The organism is Actinoallomurus bryophytorum, from assembly GCF_006716425.1.
Classification (GTDB): domain Bacteria; phylum Actinomycetota; class Actinomycetes; order Streptosporangiales; family Streptosporangiaceae; genus Actinoallomurus; species Actinoallomurus bryophytorum.
This window is the reverse complement of the sequence record NZ_VFOZ01000002.1, coordinates 432272-455510: the sequence shown is the minus strand read 5'-3', so window position 1 is coordinate 455510 and position 23239 is coordinate 432272. Positions and strand designations below refer to the sequence as shown.

General features: G+C 68.7%; 18 protein-coding genes and 1 pseudogene. 11 read left to right on the top strand and 8 right to left on the bottom strand.

All coding sequences use genetic code 11. The features are described from left to right. Positions 1-20: 20 nt before the first annotated feature. Positions 21-1367, top strand: coding sequence for a glycoside hydrolase family 6 protein (locus tag FB559_RS38300; protein WP_141962506.1), 1347 nt, complete (start codon positions 21-23; stop codon positions 1365-1367). A 232-nt stretch (positions 1368-1599) separates the two neighbouring features. On the opposite strand, the gene FB559_RS38295 is transcribed toward FB559_RS38300, so the two are convergent. After that, on the bottom strand, positions 1600-3375 hold the full coding sequence (locus tag FB559_RS38295; RefSeq protein WP_221640642.1) for a cellulose binding domain-containing protein: 1776 nt from the start codon (positions 3373-3375) through the stop codon (positions 1600-1602). Between the two features lie 350 nt (positions 3376-3725). Here FB559_RS38295 and FB559_RS38290 point away from each other — a divergent pair, with 350 nt between their 5' ends. The 4 genes from FB559_RS38290 (at position 3726) to FB559_RS38275 (ending at position 10569) form a co-directional block, all read left to right on the top strand. Further along, complete coding sequence (locus tag FB559_RS38290; protein WP_141962504.1) at positions 3726-5120, top strand: glycoside hydrolase family 10 protein; 1395 nt, start codon at positions 3726-3728, stop codon at positions 5118-5120. Positions 5121-5140: 20 nt separating this feature from the next. Further along, entirely contained in the window at positions 5141-6646 is a 1506-nt protein-coding gene (locus tag FB559_RS38285) for an arabinofuranosidase catalytic domain-containing protein (RefSeq protein ID WP_141962503.1), read from the top strand. A 500-nt stretch (positions 6647-7146) separates the two neighbouring features. Continuing rightward, complete coding sequence (locus FB559_RS38280) at positions 7147-8856, top strand: glycoside hydrolase family 6 protein (RefSeq protein ID WP_141962502.1); 1710 nt, start codon at positions 7147-7149, stop codon at positions 8854-8856. Between the two features lie 165 nt (positions 8857-9021). After that, positions 9022-10569 (top strand): cellulase family glycosylhydrolase, encoded by a 1548-nt coding sequence (locus tag FB559_RS38275; protein ID WP_141962501.1) that lies wholly within the window; start codon positions 9022-9024, stop codon positions 10567-10569. 223 nt (positions 10570-10792) lie between these two features. Here FB559_RS38275 and FB559_RS38270 read toward each other — a convergent pair whose 3' ends face one another. The 3 genes and pseudogenes from FB559_RS38270 to FB559_RS38260 form a co-directional block, all read right to left on the bottom strand. After that, positions 10793-11365, bottom strand: coding sequence for an SDR family NAD(P)-dependent oxidoreductase (locus FB559_RS38270; protein ID WP_141962500.1), 573 nt, complete (start codon positions 11363-11365; stop codon positions 10793-10795). After that, entirely contained in the window at positions 11325-12188 is an 864-nt protein-coding gene (locus FB559_RS38265; protein ID WP_141962499.1) for an RNA polymerase sigma factor, read from the bottom strand. Before FB559_RS38265 ends, FB559_RS38270 begins: the two co-directional genes overlap by 41 nt. A 42-nt stretch (positions 12189-12230) precedes the next feature. Next, a pseudogene (locus FB559_RS38260) lies at positions 12231-12903 on the bottom strand (response regulator transcription factor). Positions 12904-13168: 265 nt separating this feature from the next. On the opposite strand from FB559_RS38260, the gene FB559_RS38255 reads away from it, so the two are divergent. Next, positions 13169-13450, top strand: a complete 282-nt coding sequence (locus FB559_RS38255; protein WP_221640641.1) for a hypothetical protein — start codon at positions 13169-13171, stop codon at positions 13448-13450. On the opposite strand, the gene FB559_RS38250 is transcribed toward FB559_RS38255, so the two are convergent. The 3 genes from FB559_RS38250 to FB559_RS38240 all read right to left on the bottom strand — a co-directional run bounded on the left by FB559_RS38250 (position 13443) and on the right by FB559_RS38240 (position 17737). Beyond that, on the bottom strand, positions 13443-14828 hold the full coding sequence (locus FB559_RS38250; protein WP_141962497.1) for a hypothetical protein: 1386 nt from the start codon (positions 14826-14828) through the stop codon (positions 13443-13445). The genes FB559_RS38255 and FB559_RS38250 overlap by 8 nt on opposite strands. A 435-nt stretch (positions 14829-15263) precedes the next feature. Next, complete coding sequence (locus tag FB559_RS38245) at positions 15264-15869, bottom strand: response regulator transcription factor (RefSeq protein ID WP_141962496.1); 606 nt, start codon at positions 15867-15869, stop codon at positions 15264-15266. After that, positions 15866-17737, bottom strand: a complete 1872-nt coding sequence (locus FB559_RS38240; protein ID WP_221640640.1) for a sensor histidine kinase — start codon at positions 17735-17737, stop codon at positions 15866-15868. The genes FB559_RS38245 and FB559_RS38240 overlap by 4 nt, the downstream gene beginning before the upstream one ends. Before the next feature lie 295 nt (positions 17738-18032). Between FB559_RS38240 and FB559_RS38235 the strand changes: the two genes are divergently transcribed. From FB559_RS38235 to FB559_RS38220, 4 genes are all read left to right on the top strand, one after another. Beyond that, a complete protein-coding gene (locus FB559_RS38235) occupies positions 18033-18452 on the top strand; it encodes a DoxX family protein (protein ID WP_141962495.1) in 420 nt (139 codons plus the stop codon). A 66-nt stretch (positions 18453-18518) separates the two neighbouring features. Continuing rightward, positions 18519-19130 (top strand): dihydrofolate reductase family protein, encoded by a 612-nt coding sequence (locus tag FB559_RS38230; RefSeq protein WP_141962494.1) that lies wholly within the window; start codon positions 18519-18521, stop codon positions 19128-19130. A 78-nt stretch (positions 19131-19208) separates the two neighbouring features. Beyond that, on the top strand, positions 19209-19787 hold the full coding sequence (locus FB559_RS38225) for a YceI family protein (RefSeq protein ID WP_141962493.1): 579 nt from the start codon (positions 19209-19211) through the stop codon (positions 19785-19787). A gap of 297 nt (positions 19788-20084) precedes the next feature. Next, entirely contained in the window at positions 20085-20951 is an 867-nt protein-coding gene (locus FB559_RS38220; protein ID WP_141962492.1) for a tetratricopeptide repeat protein, read from the top strand. A gap of 36 nt (positions 20952-20987) precedes the next feature. Here the strand turns inward: FB559_RS38220 and FB559_RS38215 are convergent, their stop codons facing one another. Further along, positions 20988-21869, bottom strand: a complete 882-nt coding sequence (locus FB559_RS38215; RefSeq protein ID WP_141962491.1) for a LacI family DNA-binding transcriptional regulator — start codon at positions 21867-21869, stop codon at positions 20988-20990. 101 nt (positions 21870-21970) lie between these two features. Here FB559_RS38215 and FB559_RS38210 point away from each other — a divergent pair, with 101 nt between their 5' ends. Continuing rightward, the gene (locus FB559_RS38210) at positions 21971-23197 is read left to right on the top strand and encodes an ROK family transcriptional regulator (RefSeq protein WP_221640639.1); all 1227 of its coding nucleotides are present in this window, start codon (positions 21971-21973) and stop codon (positions 23195-23197) included. The last annotated feature ends 42 nt before the right edge of the window (positions 23198-23239 follow it).

The following is a 23239-nucleotide window of genomic DNA, read 5'->3' as shown; positions in this document are numbered from 1 at the left end:
CCCCACCGAAAGGACCGATGATGAGTGACCATCCTTGGCGCGGCGGCTGGAAGGCGGCCATCGCCGCAGTGGCCGTCGCCTGCGCGGCCGTGACGGCCGCACTCGCCGGCGCGGGCGACGCCCGGGCCGGCGCGTTGTCCGGCACCCTCTACCGGGACCCCACCTCGCAGGCGGCACGATGGGTCCAGGCCAACCCGGGCGACGCGCGCATGCCCGTCATCCGCGACAAGATCGCCAGCCAGTCGCAGGCCCACTGGATGTCGAACTTCAACCTCAGCACGGTGACCTCCGAGGTCTCCGGCGTGGTCAACGCCGCGAACAGCGCGAACCAGATCCCCGTCTTCTCGGTGTATGAGATCCCCAACCGCGACTGCGGCGGCGCGAGCGCCGGCGGGGCCCCCGACCTCGGCCAGTACCAGCAGTGGGTCTCGGCCTTCGCGGGCGGGCTGGGCAGCCGGACGGTCATCATCACGCTGGAGACCGACGCGCTCGCCCTGCAGACCTGCCTGAGCGGCTCGGAAGTCACGGCCCGTGACCAGGCGATCTCCCAGGCGGTGCAGACGATCAAGCGCGCCAACGCGAACGCGAAGGTGTACCTCGACGGAGGTCACTCGGCCTGGAACTCCGCCGGCGAGCAGGGAAGCCGGCTGAAGGCCGCCGGCATCCAGTACGCCGACGGTTTCTTCACCAACGTGTCGAACTTCCAGCCGCTGTCGAACGAGGCGGCGTACGGCCGCTCGATCATCTCCTACCTGCAGTCCCAGGGCATCTCCGGCAAGCACCAGGTCATCGACACCAGCCGCAACGGCGGCGCCGTCGGCGCCTCGGGCGACTGGTGCGGCGACGACAACACCGACCACCGCATCGGCACCTACCCGACCCTCGCCACCGGCGACCAGAACATCGACGGCTACCTGTGGGTCAAACCGCCGGGTGAGGCCGACGGGTGCGCCTACTCGGCCGGAAGCTTCGTGCCCGACCTCGCCTACAACCTCGCCGGTTCGGCGCCCTACCCGCCGGGCTCGACCGATCCCACCCCGACCCCGACGCCGACCCCCACCCCGACGGCCGGCCGCACCTGCGCGGCGGCCTACCAGACGACGAGTTCGTGGCAGGGCGGGTTCCAGGGTCAGGTCACCGTCACCGCCGGAAGCTCGGCGATCAGCGGCTGGAAGCTCACCATCGCGCTGCCCAGCGGCGTCTCGATCGGCCAGGTCTGGAACGGCACGCTGACCACCAGCGGGTCCACCGCCACCATCTCCAACGTCTCGTGGAACGGTGCGCTCGCGAGCGGTGGCACCGCGCAGGTCGGCTTCACCGCCGGCGGCTCCGCGTCCTCCCTCAATTTCGCCTGCGCGGCATCGTGAGCGAGGGGCGATTATCGGGCGGCATCAGAATCGTTCTATCGGACGTCGTGGAAGCCGTTTTCCCGACCGGTGGTGCCTCTTGTTCGGCGCACCCCGATAACGGCGGCCTGAATGCGTGTAACGCGCATTTCCATCGGCTCCGGACGAGCCGGCGGCGACCCCGGATGGAATGACCGAAAATGGTGGGCCGGCGGTGATTCACCGCCGGCCCACCATCCTTTCGGCGGCCGGCTCAGCCGGTCGTGCAGGCCCTGCCGTTGAGGGTGAAGGCGGCCGGGACGGCGTCGTCGCTGGTCCAGGTGCCCTGGAAGCCGAACGACGCGGAGGCTCCCGGGGCGATCGCGGCGTTGTAGGAGGTGTTCTTCGCCGTCACCGCCGTCCCGGACTGTGCGACGGTGGCGTTCCAGGCGCTGGTCACCTTCGTGTCGCCGGGGAAGGCGAACGCCAGGGTCCAGCCGTTGACGGCGCTGGTCCCGGTGTTGGTGACGGCGACGCCGGCGGTGAGTCCGCCCGCCCACTCGTTCTTGGTGTAACCGACCTTGCAGGTGCTGCCGCCGCCACCTCCGCCGCCCGGGTGGAGCTGGACGACGACGAGGGAGTACGCCGGGATCGTCTGGCTGGTGGCGCTGCCGGCGGTGGCGGAGGTGATGGACGTGGCGTTCTGCGCGTACGTGTAGACGGTGGGCGCGGCCGGCGACGGGGTGAAGCCGCTGTAGGACAGGTTCGCCGTGTACGCGTTGGACGGGTCCTTGTTGACGAACAGCAGGTCGACGTCTCCATTACTCCGTTTGACCGCGTGCACGGTCAGCAGCGACCGGCCGCTGGTCGCGGGTACGAGCGTGTCGCCGGGCGCGCCGAGCCTGGTCATCATCTGGATGCCGTAGTAGGGCGCGAACGGCGTCTCCGCGGGAGGCTCGTCGCCCGAGGCGTTGGAGAGTACGCCCTCGTCGCCGTAGTCGGTGGCGCCGTTCACGGTGGTGGTGCCGCTCGCGCCGTTGTGGAGATTCCACCAGTCGACGTTGAACGCGCCGTTCTCCAGCCAGGTCAGGTAGGCGTCCGGCGCGAACAGCGCGGCCGGGTGCGTGTCCTTGTCGATCGTGGAGTTCGTCTCGGTGACGGCGATCCCGACGTTCGGGGCGTTGGCTCCGGCGTACTGGTCGATCAGCGAGCGCAGCGTCGCGGTGATCGTGGCGATCTGGGACTGCGGCTTGGTGAGCAGGTCGGCGGCGTTGTCGCCGCCCGGGTACCAGTGCACGACCACGAAGTCGATCTTCGAACCGGCGATCGACATGACGGTGTGGTTCCAGTCGGCGCCGTCACCCGGCCCGGTGATGCCGTCCGGCCAGCTTCCGGGAGTGGTCAGCACCGCACCGATCTTCACGGTGGGGTCGGCCGCCTTCATCGCCGTGGCGTACTCCAGCAGGTTCTGGGCGTACGTGGTCGCGCTCTTGCTGGAGTGGGTGTCGTTCTCCCACGAGGCGCCGTACTCGCCGTTGCCGTAGACCTCGTTGCCGATCTCCCAGTACCTGGCGTTGTATCCCTTGGTCACGTTGGCGTAGCGCACCCAGTCCGCGGCCTCCTGTGGCGTACCGGACCCGTAGTTCGCGATGACGATCGGCTGCGCGCCGGCGGCGCGGACCGTGCCCATGTACGCGTCGAAGTCGGTGTTCGGCGCCACGTACCCGCCGTCGGTGGTGTTGGTCTTCCAGTGGTAGATGTCGGCGTACGAGCCGCCCGGGTAGCGCACCGCGCCGATGCCGGCGGCCTTCAGCAGGCCGGGCACGGGGGAGTCGTTCATGTAGCCGTCGTACACCGCCACGTTCATACCGACCGCGGTGGACGGTATCGAGGCCAGCGACCGGCTCGCGTCGACCGACACGTCGACGGACGTGGCGGCCGAGGCGGGCGTCGCGATGACCGGGACGAGGCCGGCCGCGGCCAGTCCCACGGCTCCGGCGAGCCGGCGGAGGGATGGCGGGGACGGGCATGGGGATCTGAGTCGTCGCACAGGCACTCCTGTCGTGGGGACCCCGGTCTGCGCTTTCGTCCGATGATCGGCACAGCGCTTCGACCATTCGCTCCGATCGGCTTTGTCTTCGCCCGGAGTGCCGACAACATACGTCGCCGTGGTGGGGCCCGCAATAGGTGTGCATTGGCACGTCATTTTCATTTTCTTTCATGCGTGCCGTGGCCGTTGCCAGTGCCCGGATGGCCGCTCGGTGCGAGCAATGGTGAATTCCTTGACTTCACCGCGTACGCCTGGATACTCGCGGCTGAAAGCCATTCCAGTATCTCGCATCTCGTTCGAGATACCGAACATCAGAAGGGTGGTCGGCAGCCGATGAGAGGACCTCGACCATGAGACCGCTGATCCGACTCCAGCGGGCCTGGGCACTCGTCTCGGTGCTGTCGGCCGCTGCCACGGTCGCCGGGGCCGCCGTGCTCGTCCCTGGGCCGGCGCAGGCCGCCTCCACGCTGGGCGCACAGGCCGCGGCGTCCGGGCGCTACTTCGGCACCGCCGTGGCCGCCGGCAAGCTCGGCAACTCGACCTACTCCACGATTCTCGACCGGGAATTCAACATGATCACCCCGGAGAACGAGATGAAGTGGGACACCACAGAGCCCTCCCGCGGCTCGTTCAACTTCGGCCCCGCAGACCAGATCGTCAGCCACGCGGTGGCGCACGGGCAGCGCATGCGCGGCCACACACTCGTGTGGCACTCCCAGCTACCGGGCTGGGTCAGCTCCATCGGTGACGCGAACACGCTGCGCAGCGTGATGGACAACCACATCACCAGCGAGATGACCCACTTCAAGGGCAAGATCTACGCCTGGGACGTGGTGAACGAGGCGTTCGCCGACGGCAGCACCCAGCACCGCAGTTCGGTCTTCCAGAACGTCCTGGGCAACGGCTTCATCGAGGAGGCGTTCCGCACGGCACGGGCCGCCGACTCGTCGGCCAAGCTCTGCTACAACGACTACAACATCGAGAACTGGTCCGACGCCAAGACCCAGGGCGTCTACGCCATGGTCAAGGACTTCAAGTCCCGCGGCGTGCCCATCGACTGCGTCGGCTTCCAGAGCCACTTCGGCTCGGGCGGCCCGCCGTCGAGCTTCCCGACCACGCTGAGCAACTTCGCCGCGCTCGGCGTCGACGTCCAGCTCACCGAGCTCGACATCGCCCAGGCGCCGACGACCGGCTACTCCAACACGGTCAAGGCCTGCGTGAACGTCTCCCGCTGCGCCGGCATCACCGTGTGGGGCATCCGCGACAGTGACTCCTGGCGCAGCGGCGACAACCCGTTGCTGTTCGACGGCAACGGCAACAAGAAATCCGCCTACGACGCGGTGCTGTCCGCGCTCGGTGGCGGCGTCCCGTACGGCGACGGAGGCTCGACCACCCCGACACCGACCCCGACGCCCACGCCGGGTGACGGCGGTTGCTCGGTGACGTACACGGTCAGTTCGCAGTGGTCAGGCGGGTTCGGCGCGAACGTGAACGTGACGAATCTGGGTGACCCGGTGTCGAGCTGGACGCTCACCTGGTCCTTCGGCGCCGGCCAGCAGGTCACCCAGGCCTGGAACGTCGCGGTGACCCAGAGCGGGGCGGACGTGACCGCCAAGAGCGTCTCCTACAACGGCTCCCTGGGCACGGGCGGCAGCACGAGCTTCGGGTTCAACGGTTCTCAGAACGGCAGCAACCCGGTGCCCGCGAACTTCACGCTCAACGGCACCGCCTGCTCCGCAGGCTGATCATTTGATGGAGGTCCCGTATGTCCCTGCTTCCGATCCGTGTGCGACCCGTCGCCATGTCCTTGATGGGCACGGCGGCGGGCGTACTCGCCCTCGGCGCGTCGGCCCTGTCCGGCACCGCGTCGGCGGCCTCACTGCCCTGCGACATCTACGCGTCCGGCGGTACGCCGTGCGTGGCGGCGCACAGCACCACCCGCGCGCTGTACGCCTCGTACAGCGGAGCGCTGTACCAGGTCCGGCGCTCGTCGGACAACGCCACGCGTGACGTCGGCGTGCTGAGTGCCGGGGGAGTCGCCAACGCGGCGACGCAGGACGCGTTCTGCTCCGGCACGAGCTGCGTCATCACGATCATCTACGACCAGTCGGGCCGCGGGAACAACCTGACCCAGGCACCGGGTGGCGGTGCCGCCGGCGGCCCGGACAACCTCGCCAACGCCACCGCCGCCCCGACCACGCTGGGCGGACAGAAGGCGTACGGCGTGTACGTCGCGGCCGGCACCGGATACCGCAACGACCACACCAGCGGCATCGCGACCGGGGACGCGGCCGAAGGGGAGTACGCGATCTTCGACGGCACCCACTACAACGGCGGGTGCTGCTTCGACTACGGCAACGCCGAGACGAGTAACAACGACACCGGCAACGGTCACATGGAGGCCATCTACTTCGGCAACATCAAGGTCTGGGGCTACGGCACCGGCAACGGCCCCTGGATCATGGCCGACCTGGAGAACGGCCTGTTCTCCGGCGTCAACGCGGGTTACAACGCGAACGACCCGACGGTGAACTACCGGTACACGACCGCCATCATCAAGGGCCAGCCGAACCACTGGGCCATCCGCGGAGGCAACGCCCAGTCCGGCGGCCTGTCCACGTTCTACGACGGCGCCCGGCCCAATGTCTCCGGCTACAACCCCATGCACAAGGAGGGCGCCATCATCCTGGGCATCGGCGGCGACAACAGCAAGGGCTCGGCCGGCACCTTCTACGAAGGCGTGATGACCTCCGGCTACCCCTCCGACTCCACCGAGAACGCCGTACAGGCCAGCATCACGGCCGCCGGGTACGGGTCGGGCGGCAGCAGTGGTGGTTCGTACCCGAGCGGCTATCACCAGCTGGTCGTCGGCAACAACGGACTGTGCGTGGATGTGTACGGCAACTCGGGTACCGCGGGTGCGGCGATCGAGCAGTGGTCCTGTAACGGGCAGTCGAACCAGCAGTTCCAGTTCGTGCCCGGCTCGAACGGCTACGGAGAGCTGCAGGCGCAGAACTCCGGGCAGGTCGTGGCCGTGGCGGGCGGATCGACATCGCAGGGCGTCCCGGACATCGTGCAGCAGGCGCGGAACGGTGCGGCGAGTTCGATGTGGCGGCCCGTGGGGCAGTCCGACGGGTCATGGGCGTTCCAGAACCAGAACAGCGGCCTCTGCCTGGACGTCTACGGCGCGGGGAACAGCGCGGGTCAGCAACTGGACCAGTGGCCGTGCAAGAACGCGGCCGGCACCAACCAGGACTTCACCCCCCGCTGACGACCGGCCCCGAGGGGCGTGAACCGGACACCCCATTCACCGGCAGGCGGACGGACACCGATGCCACGTCACGTCCGCCCGCCTGCCGGCCCGGGGGCCGCCGCCCCGGTCACGCCGGGCTCCAGGCCGCGGGTTCGCTTTCATCGGTTTTCACGCCGGCGTCACCAGAGCGGGACACGTCATGGCGCTGCTGCCAGGCGTATCTCACGGACGGTTACCTCTACTTAACAAGTCCGACATCTCGCTCTTGACAAGAGTTAGCACGCCTTGGATGGTGTGGGAGCGCTCCCACCCGCCAGCCGAGCCCCGTGCTTGAAGGGAGTTCTCGCCGTGACCCGGACGGACACCACGACGCCCTCCACGGGCGGTCGGCGACGAGCGCGAGCTGGTCGTGACGGGCACCGGCCCCGGGCCGCTGACCGGCTGGTCAATGGACCGGCCTCTTCCCGGGGAGCTCCGGGAAATGCTTCCGCCAGAGTCCTTGAGGAGGACCAATCCGTATGAAAGTCAACGTCCATCGCCCACGCGCCAGCCGGTCGGTGGTGACGGCGCTGTCCGCCCTGCTGCTAGGCCTGGTCGCGACGCTCATCACCATCGGCTCGGCGCACGCGGCGGCCGGCTGCAAGGTCACCTACGGCACCAACGACTGGGGCGGCGGCTTCACCGCCAACCTGGGCATCACCAACCTCGGCGACCCGGTCACGTCCTGGACGCTGGAGTGGGACTTCGCCGGTAACCAGCAGGTCGGCCAGGGCTGGAGCGGCACCTTCACCCAGTCCTCCAAGCACGTCACGGTCAAGAGCCTGTCCTACAACGGCGCCCTGGCCACGAACGCCTCGACGTCGCTGGGCTTCAACGGCTCCTACAGCGGCACGAACACCGCGCCCACGACGTTCAAGCTCAACGGCACGACGTGTGACGGCACGGCCGGTTCGACCCCGACGCCGACGCCGACGCCGACTCCCACCGACCCCGGTGACGGCGGCAGCCACGCCGCCAACCCGTTCGCCGGCGGCAAGGGATATGTGAACCCCGAGTGGTCCGCCGAGGCCAAGGGCGACGGCGGTACGGCCGTGGCGAACCAGCCGACGGCCGTGTGGCTCGACCGGATCGCGGCGATCAACGGAGTGAACGGCGGGATGGGCCTGCGCGCCCACCTCGACGCAGCCGTGTCGCAGGGCGCCGGCTACGCGCAGTTCGTCATCTACGATCTGCCCGGCCGTGACTGCGCGGCGCTGGCCTCCAACGGCGAGCTCGGTGCGACCGACATCGGCCGCTACCAGAGCGAGTACATCGACCCGATCGCGTCGATCATGGCCGACTCCAAGTACGCCAACCTGAAGATCATCACCTACATCGAGCCGGACTCGCTGCCCAACCTGGTCACCAACGTGAGCGGCAACACCGCCACCGCCGCGTGCCAGACCATGCAGCAGAACGGCAACTACGTGAAGGGCGTCCAGTACGCGCTGAACAAGCTGCACGCGATCAGCAACGTCTACACCTACATCGACGCGGCACACCACGGCTGGCTCGGCTGGGACAGCAACTTCAACCCAGCCGCGCAGCTGTTCGCCACCGTGGCCAAGGGCACGACCGCGGGCGTGAACAGTGTCGACGGCTTCGTCGTCAACACCGCCAACTACTCGCCCACGACCGAGCCGTACCTGCCGGTCAACGACCAGACCCGGCAGTCCAAGTGGGTGGACTGGAACTACTACGTCGACGAGTCGAGCTTCGGCGCGGCCTTCCGCCAGCAGCTGATCGCCGACGGCTTCTCCTCTGGCATCGGCATGGTCATCGACACCTCCCGCAACGGCTGGGGCGGCTCGAGCCGCCCGACCGGCCCGAGCACGGCCAGTGACATCAACACGCAGGTCAACGCGGAGCGCGTCGACCGCCGGCCGCACGTCGGCGACTGGTGCAACCAGTCCGGCGCCGGACTGGGCGCACGCCCGGCCGCGGCTCCGGCCACCGGCTTCGACGCGTACGCCTGGGTGAAACCGCCGGGTGAGTCCGACGGCTCCAGCTCGGCGATCTCCAACGACGAGGGCAAGGGCTTCGACCGGATGTGCGACCCGACCTACGGTGGCAACGCTCTCAACGGCAACAGCCCGTCGGGCGCGCTGGCGAACGCCCCGCTGTCCGGGCACTGGTTCTCCGCCCAGTTCCACCAGTTGCTGCAGAACGCCTATCCGGCGGTGTCCTGAGGCACCCGGCGAGGCGGGGACGTCCACGGCGTCCCCGCCCTCACCGTCTTGCCGTCACGCCGGACCCGGCGTGACGGCGAGACGGTGCCCACATGGAGGGCCTTCGGCGGCCGGCGCCGTACGCGCCGGAGGCCCGAACCGCACGACGCGACATGAGGTGGTGTCATGCTCGTCCCCGCAACACACCCGAGGACCAGGTCCTTGTCGGTGGTGGTCTTTCTCCTTGCTCTCCTCGCCGCCCTCACCGGCGGTGTCTCCCTCGCTCCTCAGGCCCGGGCCGTGGGCGGTGGCTACTGGCACACCAGCGGCCGGCAGATCCTCGACGCGAGCGGCCATCCGGTGCGCATCGCGGGCATCAACTGGTTCGGCTTCGAAACGGCGAACTACGTGGTGCACGGGCTCTGGAGCCGGGACTACAAAGACATGCTGAACCAGGTGAAGTCGCTCGGCTACAACACGCTACGGCTGCCGTACTCCGACGACATCTTCAAGCCGGGAACGGTACCCAACAGCATCGACTTCTCCAGCGGCAAGAACGCCGACCTGCAGGGCCTCACGTCCCTCCAGGTGATGGACCACATCGTCGGCTACGCGGGGTCCGTCGGGCTGCGGGTCATCCTGGACCGACACCGCCCCGACTCCTCCGCTCAGTCCGCCCTCTGGTACACCTCCAGCGTCAGCGAGGCCACCTGGATCGCCGACCTGAAGGCGCTCGCGACCCGGTACGCGAACAACCCGGCGGTCGTGGGCATCGACCTGCACAACGAACCGCACGACCCGGCCTGCTGGGGCTGTGGGGACACCTCGACCGACTGGCGGCTCGCCGCCGAGCGGGGCGGGAACGCGGTGCTGTCGGTCAACCCCAACCTGCTGATCTTCGTCGAGGGCATCCAGACCTACAACGGCGACTCCGGCTGGTGGGGCGGCAACCTCGAGGGCGCGGGCACGTACCCGGTGCGCCTTTCGGTGGCGAACCGGCTCGTCTACTCCGCGCACGACTACGCCACCAGCGTGGCCGACCAGACCTGGTTCCACGACTCTTCCTTCCCCGCCAACCTGCCCGGTGTCTGGGACCGGTTCTGGGGTTACCTGTTCAAGCAGAACGTCGCACCGGTCTGGATCGGTGAGTTCGGCACGACGCTGCAGTCGCCCATCGACCAGCAGTGGCTCGCCACGCTCGTGAAGTACCTGGGCTCCACCTCGCAGCAGGGCGCGGACTCGTTCCAGTGGACGTTCTGGAGCCTGAACCCGAACTCCGGCGACACCGGCGGCATCCTCAACGACGACTGGACGACCGTCAACACCACGAAGGACGCCTATCTCAGCTCGATCAAGTCGACCTCTTTCGACCCGGTCGGGAGCGGCTCGGGCGGAGGCGGCGGAGGCGGGGGAGGAGGCGGCGGAGGCACCGCGGCCTGCACCGCCTCCTACCACGTCGACAACGACTGGGGCTCCGGCTTCACCGCCACCGTGACCGTGAGCGGTTCCGGCACCACCGCCACACGAAGCTGGAAGGTGACCTGGTCCTTCGGCGGCGACCAGGCCGTGACCAACGCCTGGAGCGCCACCGCCACCCAGTCCGGCGCGGCCGTCACGGCGGTGAACGCCTCCCACAACGGTGCCCTCGCGCCCGGCGCCTCGACGACATTCGGCTTCCAGGCGACCTACTCGGGCGCCAACCCGGCCGTCACCCCTGTGTGCACCGCCGCATGACCTTGGAGGGGTACGAGTCGGCCTCCGCCTGCTCCCCGGCGTTTCGCCGGGGAGCAGGCGGAGACCGGCTTTGGCCAGGGACTCCAGGCCCCATGTGACGGCGGGAGGTCGGCCCATGCCGTGCCCGTAGAGCCCGGCTTCGAGGTGGTCCACTCCGGGTCGAGCACCACCGGGAACCCGCCGCAGAACCGGCCCGCCGCGGCGGGCTGCGACCGGCCGGATGTCATTGGCTCAGCGGTCGACGAGGCGGTTCGGCGGCCCTCGCGGAGCCGGTGGGACGCATGGAGCGTTCGCCGAGGGCGAGGGTGACGCGGTGCGGCAGAAGCCTCGCGAGAAGACTGCTGACCGTGTTGAGGCGTCCGTCGACAACGCGGGAGACGTCGCGTTCCATGGCGCGGAAGGCCGTGTCGACGACCTGCTCGGGGGAGCGGTGCCTGCCGAAGCTCCCGTCGTCGGAGCCGGTCGCCGCGTGGAACGCGGTGTCGGTCGGACCGGGGCACAAGGCCAGGACACGTACACCGCTGTGGCGGGTCTCCACCCAGAGCGCGTCGGTGAAAGACAGGACGAACGCCTTGGTCGCGGCGTAGGCGGCCATGTGCGGCAAGGGCAGGAAGGCGGACAGGGAGGCGAGGTTGATGATCACACCTCGGCCCCGGCCCGTCATGCCGGGCAGGTAGGCCCGGGTCAGGTCGACCAGCGCGGTGACGTTGAGCTGGCACTGGTCGTGCAGCCGGCCGGGGTCGGCGTCGACGACATCACCGTGAACGCCGAAACCCGCGCTGTTGCCACGGGTCATCGGGTGGGTTGAGGAACTCGATGTCCCACACCACGATGTCCGCGCTGGCCTCGGCGTCCAGCAACCGCAGACTCACCCCGGCGTTCAGCGTCTCGGTCATCATCGGCGCCAGCTCGGAGATTCCACCTGCCGGCAGGCCGGCCCGCGTGACCAGGGCGTCCGGGTGGAATCGATCCCGGAGAACCCCGCGGAGGTCGCCGTGCAAGCCGGCTTGGACGAGAGCCTGGGCTTCGTGCCGGGTCGCTCGTGCCATGGCAGCGGAGTCGGCGTGCGTCATCGCCGCCACCTCCTGTAGCGTCCGGCTGAAGGCGCGCCGCCCATCGCGCAGCCGGCTGCGCACGGTGTGCTCCGGCACCGCGCATATCTCGGCGATCTGCCGGTACGAGGACCAATCAGTGAAGTAGCGCAGCACCATGACCTCACGGATCGGTTCCGGCAGCGCCGCCACTGCGGACCGCACCCAGTCACGAGTCACCGCCCGCTCGAGCACCGTGCCGGGATCCAGCTCACCGTCGGCCGGCATCAGCAGCGCGGGCTCGGCGATCGGCACGGCCCGCCGTGCGCGCAGCAGCATGCGGCAGTTGTTGCGCACTATGGCCCGCAACCATGCCCCAGCCGCCTCCGGGTCACGCAGCTTCGGGAGGTCACGCAACGCGATCAGCACCGCGTCCTGCACCACGTCCTCGGCCTCGTCCACCCATCCCAGCATGGCGACCGCGACCGCCCGCATGGCGGCCAGATTGCGCTCGATCAGCGCGGCGAACGCGCCCTCGTCACCGCCTTGCGCGGCGCTTGCCAACTCGGCGTCCACAGGGCGGGTCATTCATCTCCCCCACTTCGACAGGCGTTCGGTGAAGTCGTGCCGCTATTCCTCGGGGCTGACCATCCCGTTGCGGTAGGGCGAACACCTCGGCCTGTACCCGATCACGCAGCCCCAGTTTGGTCAGGATCCGCGACACGTAGGTCTTCACGGTCTCGAACCCGAGTGCCATCGCCGCGGCGATCTCGGCGTTCGACAGGCCGTGCGCCATCAGCCGCAGCACCTCACGTTCGCGGGGCTCCAGTACCTCGATCCGGCCGGTGTCCGGCTCGGCCGCGGCGGGGCGGACCCGGTCGGCGAACCGCCCGATGAGCGTTCGCGTCACGGCGGGTGCCAGCAGGGACTCGCCCCGCATGCCCGTGCGGACGCCGTTCACCAGTTCGGCCAGCGGGGAGTCCTTCAGCAGGAACCCGCTCGCGCCGGCTCGCAGCGCCTCGTACACATACTTGTCGGTGTTGAACGTGGTCACGACCAGCACTTTCGGCGACCGCTCCGCATCGGCCCGTACGATCCGTCGCGTGCACTCGATCCCGTCCAGCCCCGGCATGCGGATGTCCATGACGACGACGTCGGGTGCCAGACGTTCGGCGGCGTCGACCGCGGCGGGGCCGTTCGCGGCCTCGCCGACGACCTCGATGTCCGGCTGCGCGTCGAAGACCGTGACGTAGCCGACCCGGACGAGCTCCTGATCTTCGCAGATCAGCAGGCGTGTGCTCACTCGTCCCTCGCGATCGGGATCACGGCGTGCAGCCGGAACCGGCCGTCCGGGTTGCTCGCCCGCGGTCAGCTCGCCGCCGAGCGTCGCGAGCCGCTCCCGTAACCCGGCCACGCCGCGGCTGCCGGAAAGGGCACGCCTGGCGCCCACCGAGATCGGCACCGGTGCGGCCACGTTGGTCACCTCCACCTCGAAACACCCGTCCCGGTAGCCGGTCCGCACTGACGTCGGCATCCTGCAGGGCGGTCTCATGCTGGGCGCCGCCTACATGGCTACCCGCGCCCTGTGGCTACCGATCGGCATCCACTTCGCCTGGAACGTCGCCGAAGCGGGGTTCGGCACCGCCGTGTCCGGCAAGTCGAGCGAGTTCGGCGGCCTGATCCAGACCAGGCTGTCCGGGCCCACCGCGCTGACCGGTGGCACGTTCGGCCCCGAAGCAGGCCTGGCGGGCATCCTGACCTGCCTGGCCACCGCCGCACTTCTGCTCCGGCACGCCGTGCGCACCGACCGTGCTCGCCGTGCTGAAAGCATCGGCCACCGGGTCATGTGAGCGCGTAGCCGAGGCGTCCTTCGGGGGCGACGTCCGGGTTGCCCGGGGCCTCGCAGTCGGATCGGGTCGAGACGAAGTGGTCGCCCAGGCTGCGGATGTAGCAGCGGTACAGCGCCGTCGACGGTGCCTCCGGCGGATCGGTGTAGATCCAGCCCTCGGTCTGCAGGATCGAGTACTGCGTGCCTCCGCAGCCGGCGTCGGTCGAGACGTAGTAGTCGGCGGCCCCGTTGAGGCAGCCGTACAGCGGGATGGTGCCTGGTGTCTGCGCGGTCAGGAGGTTCCATCGGGCTTCTTCGTGATAGCCCGCGCCGGCCACAGGTCCCGTGGTGACCTGGTGGCGGGTGCCGTCGCTGTAGCGGACGAAGGGCACCTTCGCGGCCGTCAGGCCTTCCGTGCAGGTCACCGACCGGCGCATCAGCCTTGCCTTGGACCAGTCGGGCGACGAACTCTGCCACTGCGTGTAGTAGACGAAGAACGCGCTCCCCGGATGCGCGGGGTCCGAGCCGCTGCCGACGACCGTCGGGTACGCGTCGTAGTACGCCGTGTCGCGGAACAAGGGGTGTTGCGCGGACCAGCCCGTCACTCCGTCGGCGGAGTCCGCCAGCACCATCTCGCGCGGTGAAACGCCGGCCACCATGATGCTGACCGATTCATCCCGGGCCACGTCCGGATGCCAGGCCATCGGCTGGCCCGGGGTGAGGTCGGAGGACGCGCCGCCGAGTCCGGGCTGTTCCCATCCGCCGTTGGCGTACTTGCTCCACCCCGTCACCTGGCCGTTCTTCGCGGCGCTGAGCACATCGTCCAGCGGCGCGCGTGCCACCGAGAGCCCGCTGAACGCGATCTTCCCGGAGGCATCCGCCGACGCGTCCGGGAAGTAGACGTACAGATACTTCGTCGAGCCTGCGGTCACCACGCTGAGCGACGAGACACCGATGTCGATCGTGGTCTTCGACCTGCCGGCGAGCTCGAAACTCGCGTGCGGGCTCACGATCGCTCCTAGCCGGGTCACGGACCCCGTCGCGGGATCGAACCGGCCGAGATGGAGCTCGGTGTAGAACTGGCCGGGATCGTCCGCGTACGGGCGTTCGAGGTGCAGCATCTCCAGGACGAGGCCGCTCGCCGGGTCCCGGTAGATCGGGCCACCGCCGGCGTAGTCATAGCCGGCCGGCACGTTCGTCACCGGACGCTCGCTGACGACTCCTCCCGCCACCGGGTCGGACAACGTCCCCGAGGTGACGATCACCTGCTGGGGAGGGCGTCCACCGGGCGTGCCGGTGGAGAGGAAGCGATACCGGTCGTCGCCGTCACGGATCACGCCGAGCGCGGTGTCGGGCCAGATGTCGAGTCCGAGCCGCTTCGCCGTGGCGGTGTCGACCATCGCCCGAGCCGGCCCAACGGAGACCCCGCGGCAGCCGTCGGAAGACACCGACCGGCTCATCGCGCGTGGCAGCTCCGCGGCCTTAACATCCGCCGTCCGCGACGTGCCTCCGCACGCCGTGGCACATATGACCACCACTCCGGCGAGCCCGCTGGCGACCAAAGACCGGAAATGCATAATTCCTCGTTCACCTGAGAATGCGATATGCGGGAATGCGTGCGCGCGCGCGCGTACTCATGGATTAATTCGCTGAAGCTATCATGTCGGGTGACTTTGAGTTCATCCATTCAAGAAAGTTCGAACCTTTCTGCAATTCGGGATCGCCGGTTCCGCCGTCCCAGCTCGGATATCAAAGTCCCGTTCCCATCACTGGAATGGTCACGGCGAGGTGGACCAGACGACCGAGATGTCATGGCGGCAGACCCGGGTTTATCGCTAAAGCCACCCTTGTTGACTTGCGATGATGGCTGCGTCGGTCCGGTTGCGTGCGCCGAGCTTGTCGGTCGCGGAGGCGAGGTAGTTGCGGACCGTGCCATAGGACAGGTACAGCGTGTTCGCGATGTCGCGGGGACCGGCTCCTTGGGCGTGGAGGCGGAGTACGTCGGTCTCGCGTGCGGTGAGCGGGCTGGGCCGGGTTTCGATCGCGGCGATCGCCACTTCGGGGTCGACGACGCGGCCGCCTGCGGCAATGGTGCGGATGGCGGTGATGAGGTCGCGCGCCGAGGTGTCTTTGGCGAGGAACCCCGCGACGTGTGCGTTCAGGGCGGCTCGGAGGTTGGCGGGCCGGGCGTGAGCGGTCAGGATCAGGACGCTGCAGGCGGGGAGCTCTGCGGACATCTGCCCGGCCGCGGTCAATCCGTCGATACCGGGAAGGTCGATGTCGAGCACGGCGACATCCGGGGCGTGCAGGCGGGCCGCGGGCACGATCTCCATGCCTGTCGCGACATCGGCGACCACGGTCAGGTCGTCTTCGAGGTCGAGCACCGAGACGAGGGTGTCGCGGAGGATGGCGGAGTCCTCGGCGATCAGGATGCGGATCATGTCGTCGCCCCTGGTTCGGCGGGCACGTAAGTGGCGAGTATGAACCGGTTCCCGTCGGCTTCGGTGCTCATCGAGCCGCCCATCCGGGCGGCGCGTGCGGCGATGTTGGCCAGCCCGTGTCCTCGCGCTGCCCCGCGGCCGGACGGGGCGCCGTCGTTGTCGATGACGAGGGAGACCTGGCTGTCGCCGCGGACGAGCTCGATGCGGCATTCGCGTGCGGCGCTGTGCCGGAGGATGTTGGTGATCGCCTCGCGGAGGACCGCGGCGAGTTCGGATTCGGTGGTCGCGTCCAGCGGGATGTCCGTACGTGTGATCGTGGTCGTCACGCCGGCGGTCGTGAGCACGTCGCGCGCGGTGGCGATCTCCGCGTCCAAGTCCAGCGCGGGCGCGCTCTGCACGATGGACTCCGCGTCGGAGGCCACCGTCCTAGCGAGGTGCAGCATGTGCACCATCTCACGGTGCGCGCGAGGGTCGCCGCGCTCGAGGAGCGTCCGGGCAAGATCGCTTTTGAGGGCGATGGTCGACAGGCCGAGGCCGAGGGTGTCGTGGGCGTCCTGCGCGATCCGGAGCCGCTCGCTTGTGACGGCGACGAGGGCCAGCTGTCGCCGCGCGATGTCGAGCTCTCCGGCGGTCCGGTTGAACCGCGACAGCCCGTAGACCAACAGTCCCGCTCCGCCGAGGGTGGAGGCGGCGTAGACCGACCACTGGAGCTGGAACCGGAACGGCAGGCCGGCCAGATCGGCCGGGTTGAGCAAGGTCAGCATCGGCAGACTGGCGAGGACCGCGCCGAAGAGCACCCAGCGGAGCGGACGTTCGATCAGCAGCAGGATGCTGCCGCCGAGGAACGCGAGGAACCCCGTGCTCGCCACCCCGAACACCGGGTATGCGACGAAACTGAGCACGGCCTGCGCCCCGAGCGTCCATGGCCATCCGGGTGGGAGTTCGCCTCCGGGGCGGAAGCGGGCGTGCCGCAGTTGCAGGAGGATCATCGTCACCGCGACCAGTACGGCCGGCGCCGTCGTCGCGACGCTCGCCGTTGTTCCACCGGCGGAGGGGGCGGTCAGGTTCAGCAGGTACTGGACGCCGTACAGGACGACGACAGCGGCGACGATCCGGCGTACCAGCGCGGGCGTGACCCGTTCTATGCCGTCCGTGCTGCCGAGTTCCGGCGGGGCGGGCATCTCGGTGACGATGTGGCGTGCCGAGGCGGCGGCGGCGCGTGCCGCCTCGCCGGCCAGCCGCAGCTCGGTCAGTTCGGCGACCGGCCCATGGGTGAGGGCGTTGCGGACGTGCTCGCCCAGCTGTTCGAGACGTCGCATGATCGTGGTTCGGACGTCGTTCGCCGTGGCGAGCCGCTGCGCCATGACGGCCGCACCCGCGAGGACGTCCTGCGTGGACTCGAGCCGTTCGACCAGGGACGCGAGCCGGGTGAGGCCGAACAGACCCACGCTCACGTTACCGAACACGTTCAGCACCCAGTACGCCGCGTTGACCGGCGGCTGATACGGCAGCCCGACCACCAGCCACACCGAGATCTCGGCACCGGCGAGAAGGCCGAACAGCCACCAGGACCAGGGCGACCGCACCACCAGCAGCACCAGCCCGCCGAGCAACCCGGAAACGCCGCCCACCCAGCGATCCTGGAAGACGGCGAACCCGAGATACGTCACAGCGCACTGCGCGAGCAGCAGCAGCCAGGGCCACCGCAGCCACGGCCCTCGCGCACGTCCGCTCACATACCAGAACGGCAGCACGAAGCACACGACAACGAACGGGACGTACCTGAAGTCGGGATGTTCGTTGCCATCGGCGAGCTTGCTGACCAGCACGCAACCGAGATAGGCGAACACCAGCGTTCTCGTCGCCACGCCAAGACCCGCAACGCGGCGATCGGGGCGTCGTCCACCACCGGACGACGGGTCCCCGCCGAGCGCGACGTGCTGGGCGATTGATTGCACAGCTCGACTCTAAGTGTCCACGACCCCACCGAGGATCGGGCGGGCCGCAGTCATGCAAAATGCACGATCGCCGCATGCAGAACCGCCGGAACCTTCGTGCCGTCACGCACTACCAGGCGCCCTCGGTGCCGGCGGAGAGTGAGGTCGTCATTCACGACAGCTCAGACCGTCTGAACTGTCGAATCGAACCGGATAGGACAGCACCATGAAAATCGCGGTATGGATCGCATCGTCGTTGTTGGCGTTCACATTCCTCGTCATTGGTGGAAGCAAATTGTTGACGCCGGCAGGCGAGCTGCAGCAGATGGCCGAGGGAGTCCCTGTCGCCCTGCTGAAACTCGCCGGCGCCGCTGAGGTACTGGGCGCCATCGGTCTGGTGATGCCTGCGGCAACGCGGATCATGCCGGTTCTGACGCCCATCGCGGCGATCGGCCTCGTTGTGACCATGATCGGCGCAACGATCACCAACATCGCCATCGGTGAGCCCGCGACCGCCGTTCCCACCGTCCTTCTCGGCATTTTCGCGGCCCTCGTGGCCTTTGCCCGTTTCGGGCCCTGCGCCATCGAACCCGGGAGGACCAGCCACGGCCCTGACCGCCTCACGTCAAGGGCGGCGAGGTCGTGACGGGCCACCAGAGCACCCGGCACCGAGTCATACGGCCGACCCGCGCGACGAGATGAGGAGAATCTGATGGGCGCCGTAGTCATGCACAACGTGGTGTCGGTGGACGGCTTCATCGCCGATGAGAACGACGATCCCGGCCCCCTCCACGAGTGGTACTTCAGCGGGGACACCCCGATCGGTGTCGGCGACGGTGAGGGGTTCGACCATTCCGGTGCCGGAAGCCGTTTCAAGGTCCCCAGCGCATCGTCGGAGTATGTCCGGTCGACGTGGGACTCACTCGGCACGATCGTCATGGGCCGCAGACTGTTCGACCTGGTCAACGGGTGGGAAGGTCATCCGCCCGCGGGCGACCACGTGGTCGTGGTGTCCCACCGGCCCAAGCCCGAGGGTTGGCACCCCGAGGCGTCGTACCACTTCGTCGACGGCGTGGCGGCGGGGATCGCCAAGGCCCAGGAACTCGCGGGGGAGCGAACCGTCGCCGTGAACGCCGGTGAAGTGGGCGGCCAGATCCTCGCGGCCGGCCTCGTCGACGAAGTGGCCATGGATGTGGTGCCGGTGGTGTTCGGGTCGGGCAAGCGCTACTTCGGCAGCATCGACCGGCAGCATCTGCTTGAGGATCCCGACGTGGTCATCCGGAGCGACCGCGTGCTTCACCTGCGGTTCAAGGTACGCCGATGAACCGATCGACCGAAAACGCATCGTCGACATGACGGCGAACACCTCCACACCAACACCGGCAACGAACAGGAGAACCCGATGACCACCACCACCGACACCACCACCGTCAGCCCGCGGACGCCCGACGGCTGGGCCGCGGGCAGCTGGACCATCGATCCCGCCCACACCATGGTGAGCTTCTCGGCGCGCCACCTGATGAGCCGGGTACGCGGAACACTCACCGATGTCAGCGGGCAGATCGTCACCGACCTCGACCCTGCTCGCTCGACCGTCACTGCCGTGATGGCGACCACCTCGGTCAACACCGGCACCCCGATGCGCGATGACCATCTGCGGTCGGCTGATTTCTTCGACGCCGAGCGGTACCCGCAGATGAGGTTCGTCAGCCGGACACTGCGCCCGGAGGCCGGCTCCTGGGTGCTGTCGGGCGAGCTGACGATCCGCGACGTCACCCGGCCGGTGGACCTTGAGGTCGAGTTCCTCGGCTCCGACCCGACCGGGCTCCAGGGCGAGCCGCGAATCGGTTTTTCGGCCCAGACGACCATCAGCCGCCGCGACTTCGGAATCACCCTCGGCCTGGTCGCCGATGGCACCAAGATCGTCGTCGCCGACAAGATCGACATCGCCCTGGACATCCAGGCGTTCCTGGCTGCCTGAGACGGGTCTGTAAGACGTTCGGCACCTCTCTGTATCAAGCCGTGGGGATCAGGGAGGTAACCGAATGCCGGACAGACCCTTTCCCCCGCCCTGGATGCCCTTCTGACGGCGGTGCGGCAGGCCCGGAATCTCGCCACGGACCTCGAGACGCAGCCCGTCCGGGACGCGGCCAACCCGTGAGCCGTCCGCCGAAAACCCGTCGTCACGGGAGTGAGCAGCGGATATCGTCACGCCGCTTAACCTCAACTCAGACCGCGTAACTTAGTATTCGCGCGGCACACGGTCGGATCACGGAGAATGGACGAAACTTACGAGCACGTGGATGACGACGAAATATTGCGAGCGGTAGAGAAACTCAGAGAGCAGGGCCGGCGCGAGGAAACGAGCAAGATATCTCAGGTGCTCATGGAAGATGGCGCCGCCGCGGCGATGTTCGAGCTGGGTTTACTCCTTGACGACGAAGGAGGGCATTCTGAGGCTGAGGCCTGGTATCTGAAAGCTGCTGGCGCGGGAAATCTCTCGGCCATGCTCCACCTCGGGCTTCTGCTCGAAATTGTTTTTGAGCGAGACGCCGAGGCTGGCCGGTGGTACGAGTCAGCTGCTCGAGCAGGGCATCTTGAAGCGATGTATGAGCTCGGCCGCTGGCTAGGCGATAAGGACCAATGGGAAGAATCCGACGAATGGTATCGGAAAGCGGCGGAGTTGGGTCATCTGCAAGCCATGCTGGCTCTGGCCAGCGACCTCAAATGGATGGGAAACGTGGGCGAGGCCGAGACGTGGTTTCGTCGCGCTGCCGATGTCGGTGACACATCGGCAATGAATGATCTGGCAATAATTCTCGATGAGTCAGGCCGTACCGAAGAAGCTGAAAATTGGTGGCGACGGGCGGCTTCAGAAGGAAATATCATAGCCGCATATAATCTTGGTGGTTTGCTTCAGAGGTCAGGTCGTGACAACGAAGCGAAGTCCTGGTATTTGCAAGCGGCCAGCGGCGGTGATGCTGATGCCTCGTACAGCTTGGGTCGTCTTCTCTTCGAGCAGGAAGAGTCCACGGAAGCGGAATCTTGGTTGCGTGAAGCGGCGCAGCAAGGCCATCCAGGCGCGATGATCGAACTTGCGCGCCTTTTGAGAAATACAGACCAGGCGTCTGAGGTGCCGCTGTGATCGATTTGGGGCTGCCGAGATGGGCTATTCGATCTACTAGATACTCGACCCGCGCGCGATCAATCGTGCCGGGGCGGCGGTGACAACGCTTTCCCCGGGCGGGTACTCCGTGCCGCCGAGCTGGCCGGCCAGAACCTGGCCGACGAGTTCGCCGAGTTCCTGCACGTCGTGGCTGACCGCACTCAGCGGCGGCTCGGCCAACTGGCACAGTGCGGAGTCGTCCCAGGCCACGAGCGACAGGTCGGCCGGGACGGCCAGGCCGAGACGGCCGGCCTCGATCAGCGCGCCGAGCGCCATCACGTCGTTGTCGAACACGAGCGCGGTGGGCCGGTCGTGCTCGGTCTCCAGCGCGGCGAGGTCGCCCACCGCGCGGACACCGGCCGCCTGGGAGTAGTCGCCGTCGAACGTCGTCGTGCGGGCCCCGTGCTCGGCCGCGACCGCCTCGAACCTGCGCCGGCGGATGATCGTGTGAGCCATCTGGGCCGGGCCGCAGACGTGCCCGAGGTGCGTGTGCCCCGCGGCGACCAGGGCTGTCACCACGTCGCGCATGGCCACCTCGTCCTGCGTCCACACCGCCGGCAGCCCGCCCGCGGTCACCGGATCGCCGATCACCACGGCCGGCAGTCCGAGCTCCCGCACCAGGGCCACCCGCTCGTCCCCGGGCAGCAGGTCGATGAGGATCAGCCCCTGCACCTGACCGTGCCGCGCCCAGGTGCGCATCCGCTCACCCGCCTTCGCCACCGTGGCCACCACCTGCAGCAGCACCGGCACGTCCAGCGGCGCCAGCACGCGCTCCATGCCCGCGATGAACTCGTGGAAGAACGGCTCGGCGCCGAGCACCTCGGCGTCGCGGACCAGGGCGAGGCCGACCGGCGTGCCGTTCCGGTGGCGCTGTGCCGGGCCGGTCCGTGTCGGCATGACGTCCTCCTCGTCGGCTAGCCTTCGTCCCCATACCGTAGTCATGCGTCCCCGTAACGTGATGGTGCGACGGCGTACGGCGAGATGAGAGGCGGTTGGGCGTGGCGCGACACGAGTCCGCGGCCGCGGGACCCGGCAGCCGCGCGCTCATCGTGGACCTGATCCGCTCGTCCGGGCCGATCAGCCGGGTCGAGCTGGTCAAGGCCACCCGGCTGACCCAGCCGACCATCTCCAACATCGTCCGCCGGCTGATCGAGGACGGCGTCGTCCGCGAGACCGGCGACACCATCGCCACCCGGGGCAAGCCGCGCACCATGCTGGTGATCAACTCTCGGGCCGCGTACGGAGTGGGGATCCATGTCGGTGCGGACACGCTGACCTGCGTGGTCACCGACACCCGGGGCGGCACCGTGGGCCGCCAGCTCGTCGCGGCACCGACCGGCGGTAAGCCCGGCGACGTGGTCGAACGGCTCGCCGCGCTGTACCGCGACGTGACCGGCGGCCTCGGGCTGCCGCCGCGGAGCGTGGCCGGTATGGCGGTGGTGGGTCCCGGACCGGTCGACGTCGCGCGCGGCCGGTTCCTGACGCTTCCCGGCCTCACCGGGTCGGCCGAGCTCGACCTCGCCGCCGCGCTGACCGCAGAGCTCGGGGTGCCGGTGCTGGTGGACGGCGACGCGGCGGCGGCCACGGTCGGGGAGTTCTGGGGCCGGCAGGTCTCCCGCGACCGCACATTCGGCTGCCTGTACATGAACTCCGGCATCGGCTCCGGCGTGGTGCTCGACGGTGCGCTGCATCGCGGCGCCAGCTCGAACGCGGGGAAGATCGGGCACATCGCGGTGGTGCGCGACGGCGCGCCGTGCGCCTGCGGCAACCGGGGCTGCCTGGAGCGGTACGCGGCGTCGGGTGTGCTGGTCGGCCGGGCCCGCGCCGACGAGAAAATGATCGAGCGGCTGCGGATCCGCGCCGACGACCCCGACGCGCGGGCGTTCGACGTGCTCGCCCGCGCGGCGCTGTACGGCGACGAGCAGGCTCGCGCGCTGGTCGACGAGTCGGCCGAGCTGCTCGCCGAGGGCGCGATGGTGCTGGCCAACCTGTGGGACCTGGACACGCTGGTGCTGGCCGGGCCCGGGTTCGCCATCGCGGGCTCGATCTACGTCACCGAGATTCGCCGTCGCCTGGCCGAGTGCGCATTCGGCCGGGACGTGCACGGCATCCAGGTCGACCTGTCCAGCAACCCGCGCGACTCGGCCGCGATCGGCGGCGCCGCCCTGGTGCTGCAGGGCTCCGTCGCACCTGGTCATGGCCCGCAAGTACCCGCCCGGTCGTAGAACGACCGGCGGTGCGCAGGGGCACGCCGGCCCAGGCCCGCC

What these genes read in the sequence shown, in the direction of transcription:
- FB559_RS38275 (WP_141962501.1), top strand. Translation starts at nt 9,022, where the DNA reads ATGCTCGTCCCCGCAACACACCCGAGGACCAGGTCCTTGTCGGTGGTG.
- FB559_RS38255 (WP_221640641.1), top strand. Translation starts at nt 13,169, where the DNA reads ATGGCTACCCGCGCCCTGTGGCTACCGATCGGCATCCACTTCGCCTGG.
- FB559_RS38215 (WP_141962491.1), bottom strand. Translation starts at nt 21,869, where the DNA reads ATGCCGACACGGACCGGCCCGGCACAGCGCCACCGGAACGGCACGCCG.
- FB559_RS38265 (WP_141962499.1), bottom strand. Translation starts at nt 12,188, where the DNA reads ATGACCCGCCCTGTGGACGCCGAGTTGGCAAGCGCCGCGCAAGGCGGT.
- FB559_RS38230 (WP_141962494.1), top strand. Translation starts at nt 18,519, where the DNA reads ATGGGCGCCGTAGTCATGCACAACGTGGTGTCGGTGGACGGCTTCATC.
- FB559_RS38245 (WP_141962496.1), bottom strand. Translation starts at nt 15,869, where the DNA reads ATGATCCGCATCCTGATCGCCGAGGACTCCGCCATCCTCCGCGACACC.
- FB559_RS38285 (WP_141962503.1), top strand. Translation starts at nt 5,141, where the DNA reads ATGTCCCTGCTTCCGATCCGTGTGCGACCCGTCGCCATGTCCTTGATG.
- FB559_RS38270 (WP_141962500.1), bottom strand. Translation starts at nt 11,365, where the DNA reads ATGACCCGTGGCAACAGCGCGGGTTTCGGCGTTCACGGTGATGTCGTC.
- FB559_RS38250 (WP_141962497.1), bottom strand. Translation starts at nt 14,828, where the DNA reads ATGGTCGACACCGCCACGGCGAAGCGGCTCGGACTCGACATCTGGCCC.
- FB559_RS38220 (WP_141962492.1), top strand. Translation starts at nt 20,085, where the DNA reads ATGGACGAAACTTACGAGCACGTGGATGACGACGAAATATTGCGAGCG.
- FB559_RS38300 (WP_141962506.1), top strand. Translation starts at nt 21, where the DNA reads ATGAGTGACCATCCTTGGCGCGGCGGCTGGAAGGCGGCCATCGCCGCA.
- FB559_RS38280 (WP_141962502.1), top strand. Translation starts at nt 7,147, where the DNA reads ATGAAAGTCAACGTCCATCGCCCACGCGCCAGCCGGTCGGTGGTGACG.
- FB559_RS38225 (WP_141962493.1), top strand. Translation starts at nt 19,209, where the DNA reads ATGACCACCACCACCGACACCACCACCGTCAGCCCGCGGACGCCCGAC.
- FB559_RS38235 (WP_141962495.1), top strand. Translation starts at nt 18,033, where the DNA reads ATGAAAATCGCGGTATGGATCGCATCGTCGTTGTTGGCGTTCACATTC.
- FB559_RS38290 (WP_141962504.1), top strand. Translation starts at nt 3,726, where the DNA reads ATGAGACCGCTGATCCGACTCCAGCGGGCCTGGGCACTCGTCTCGGTG.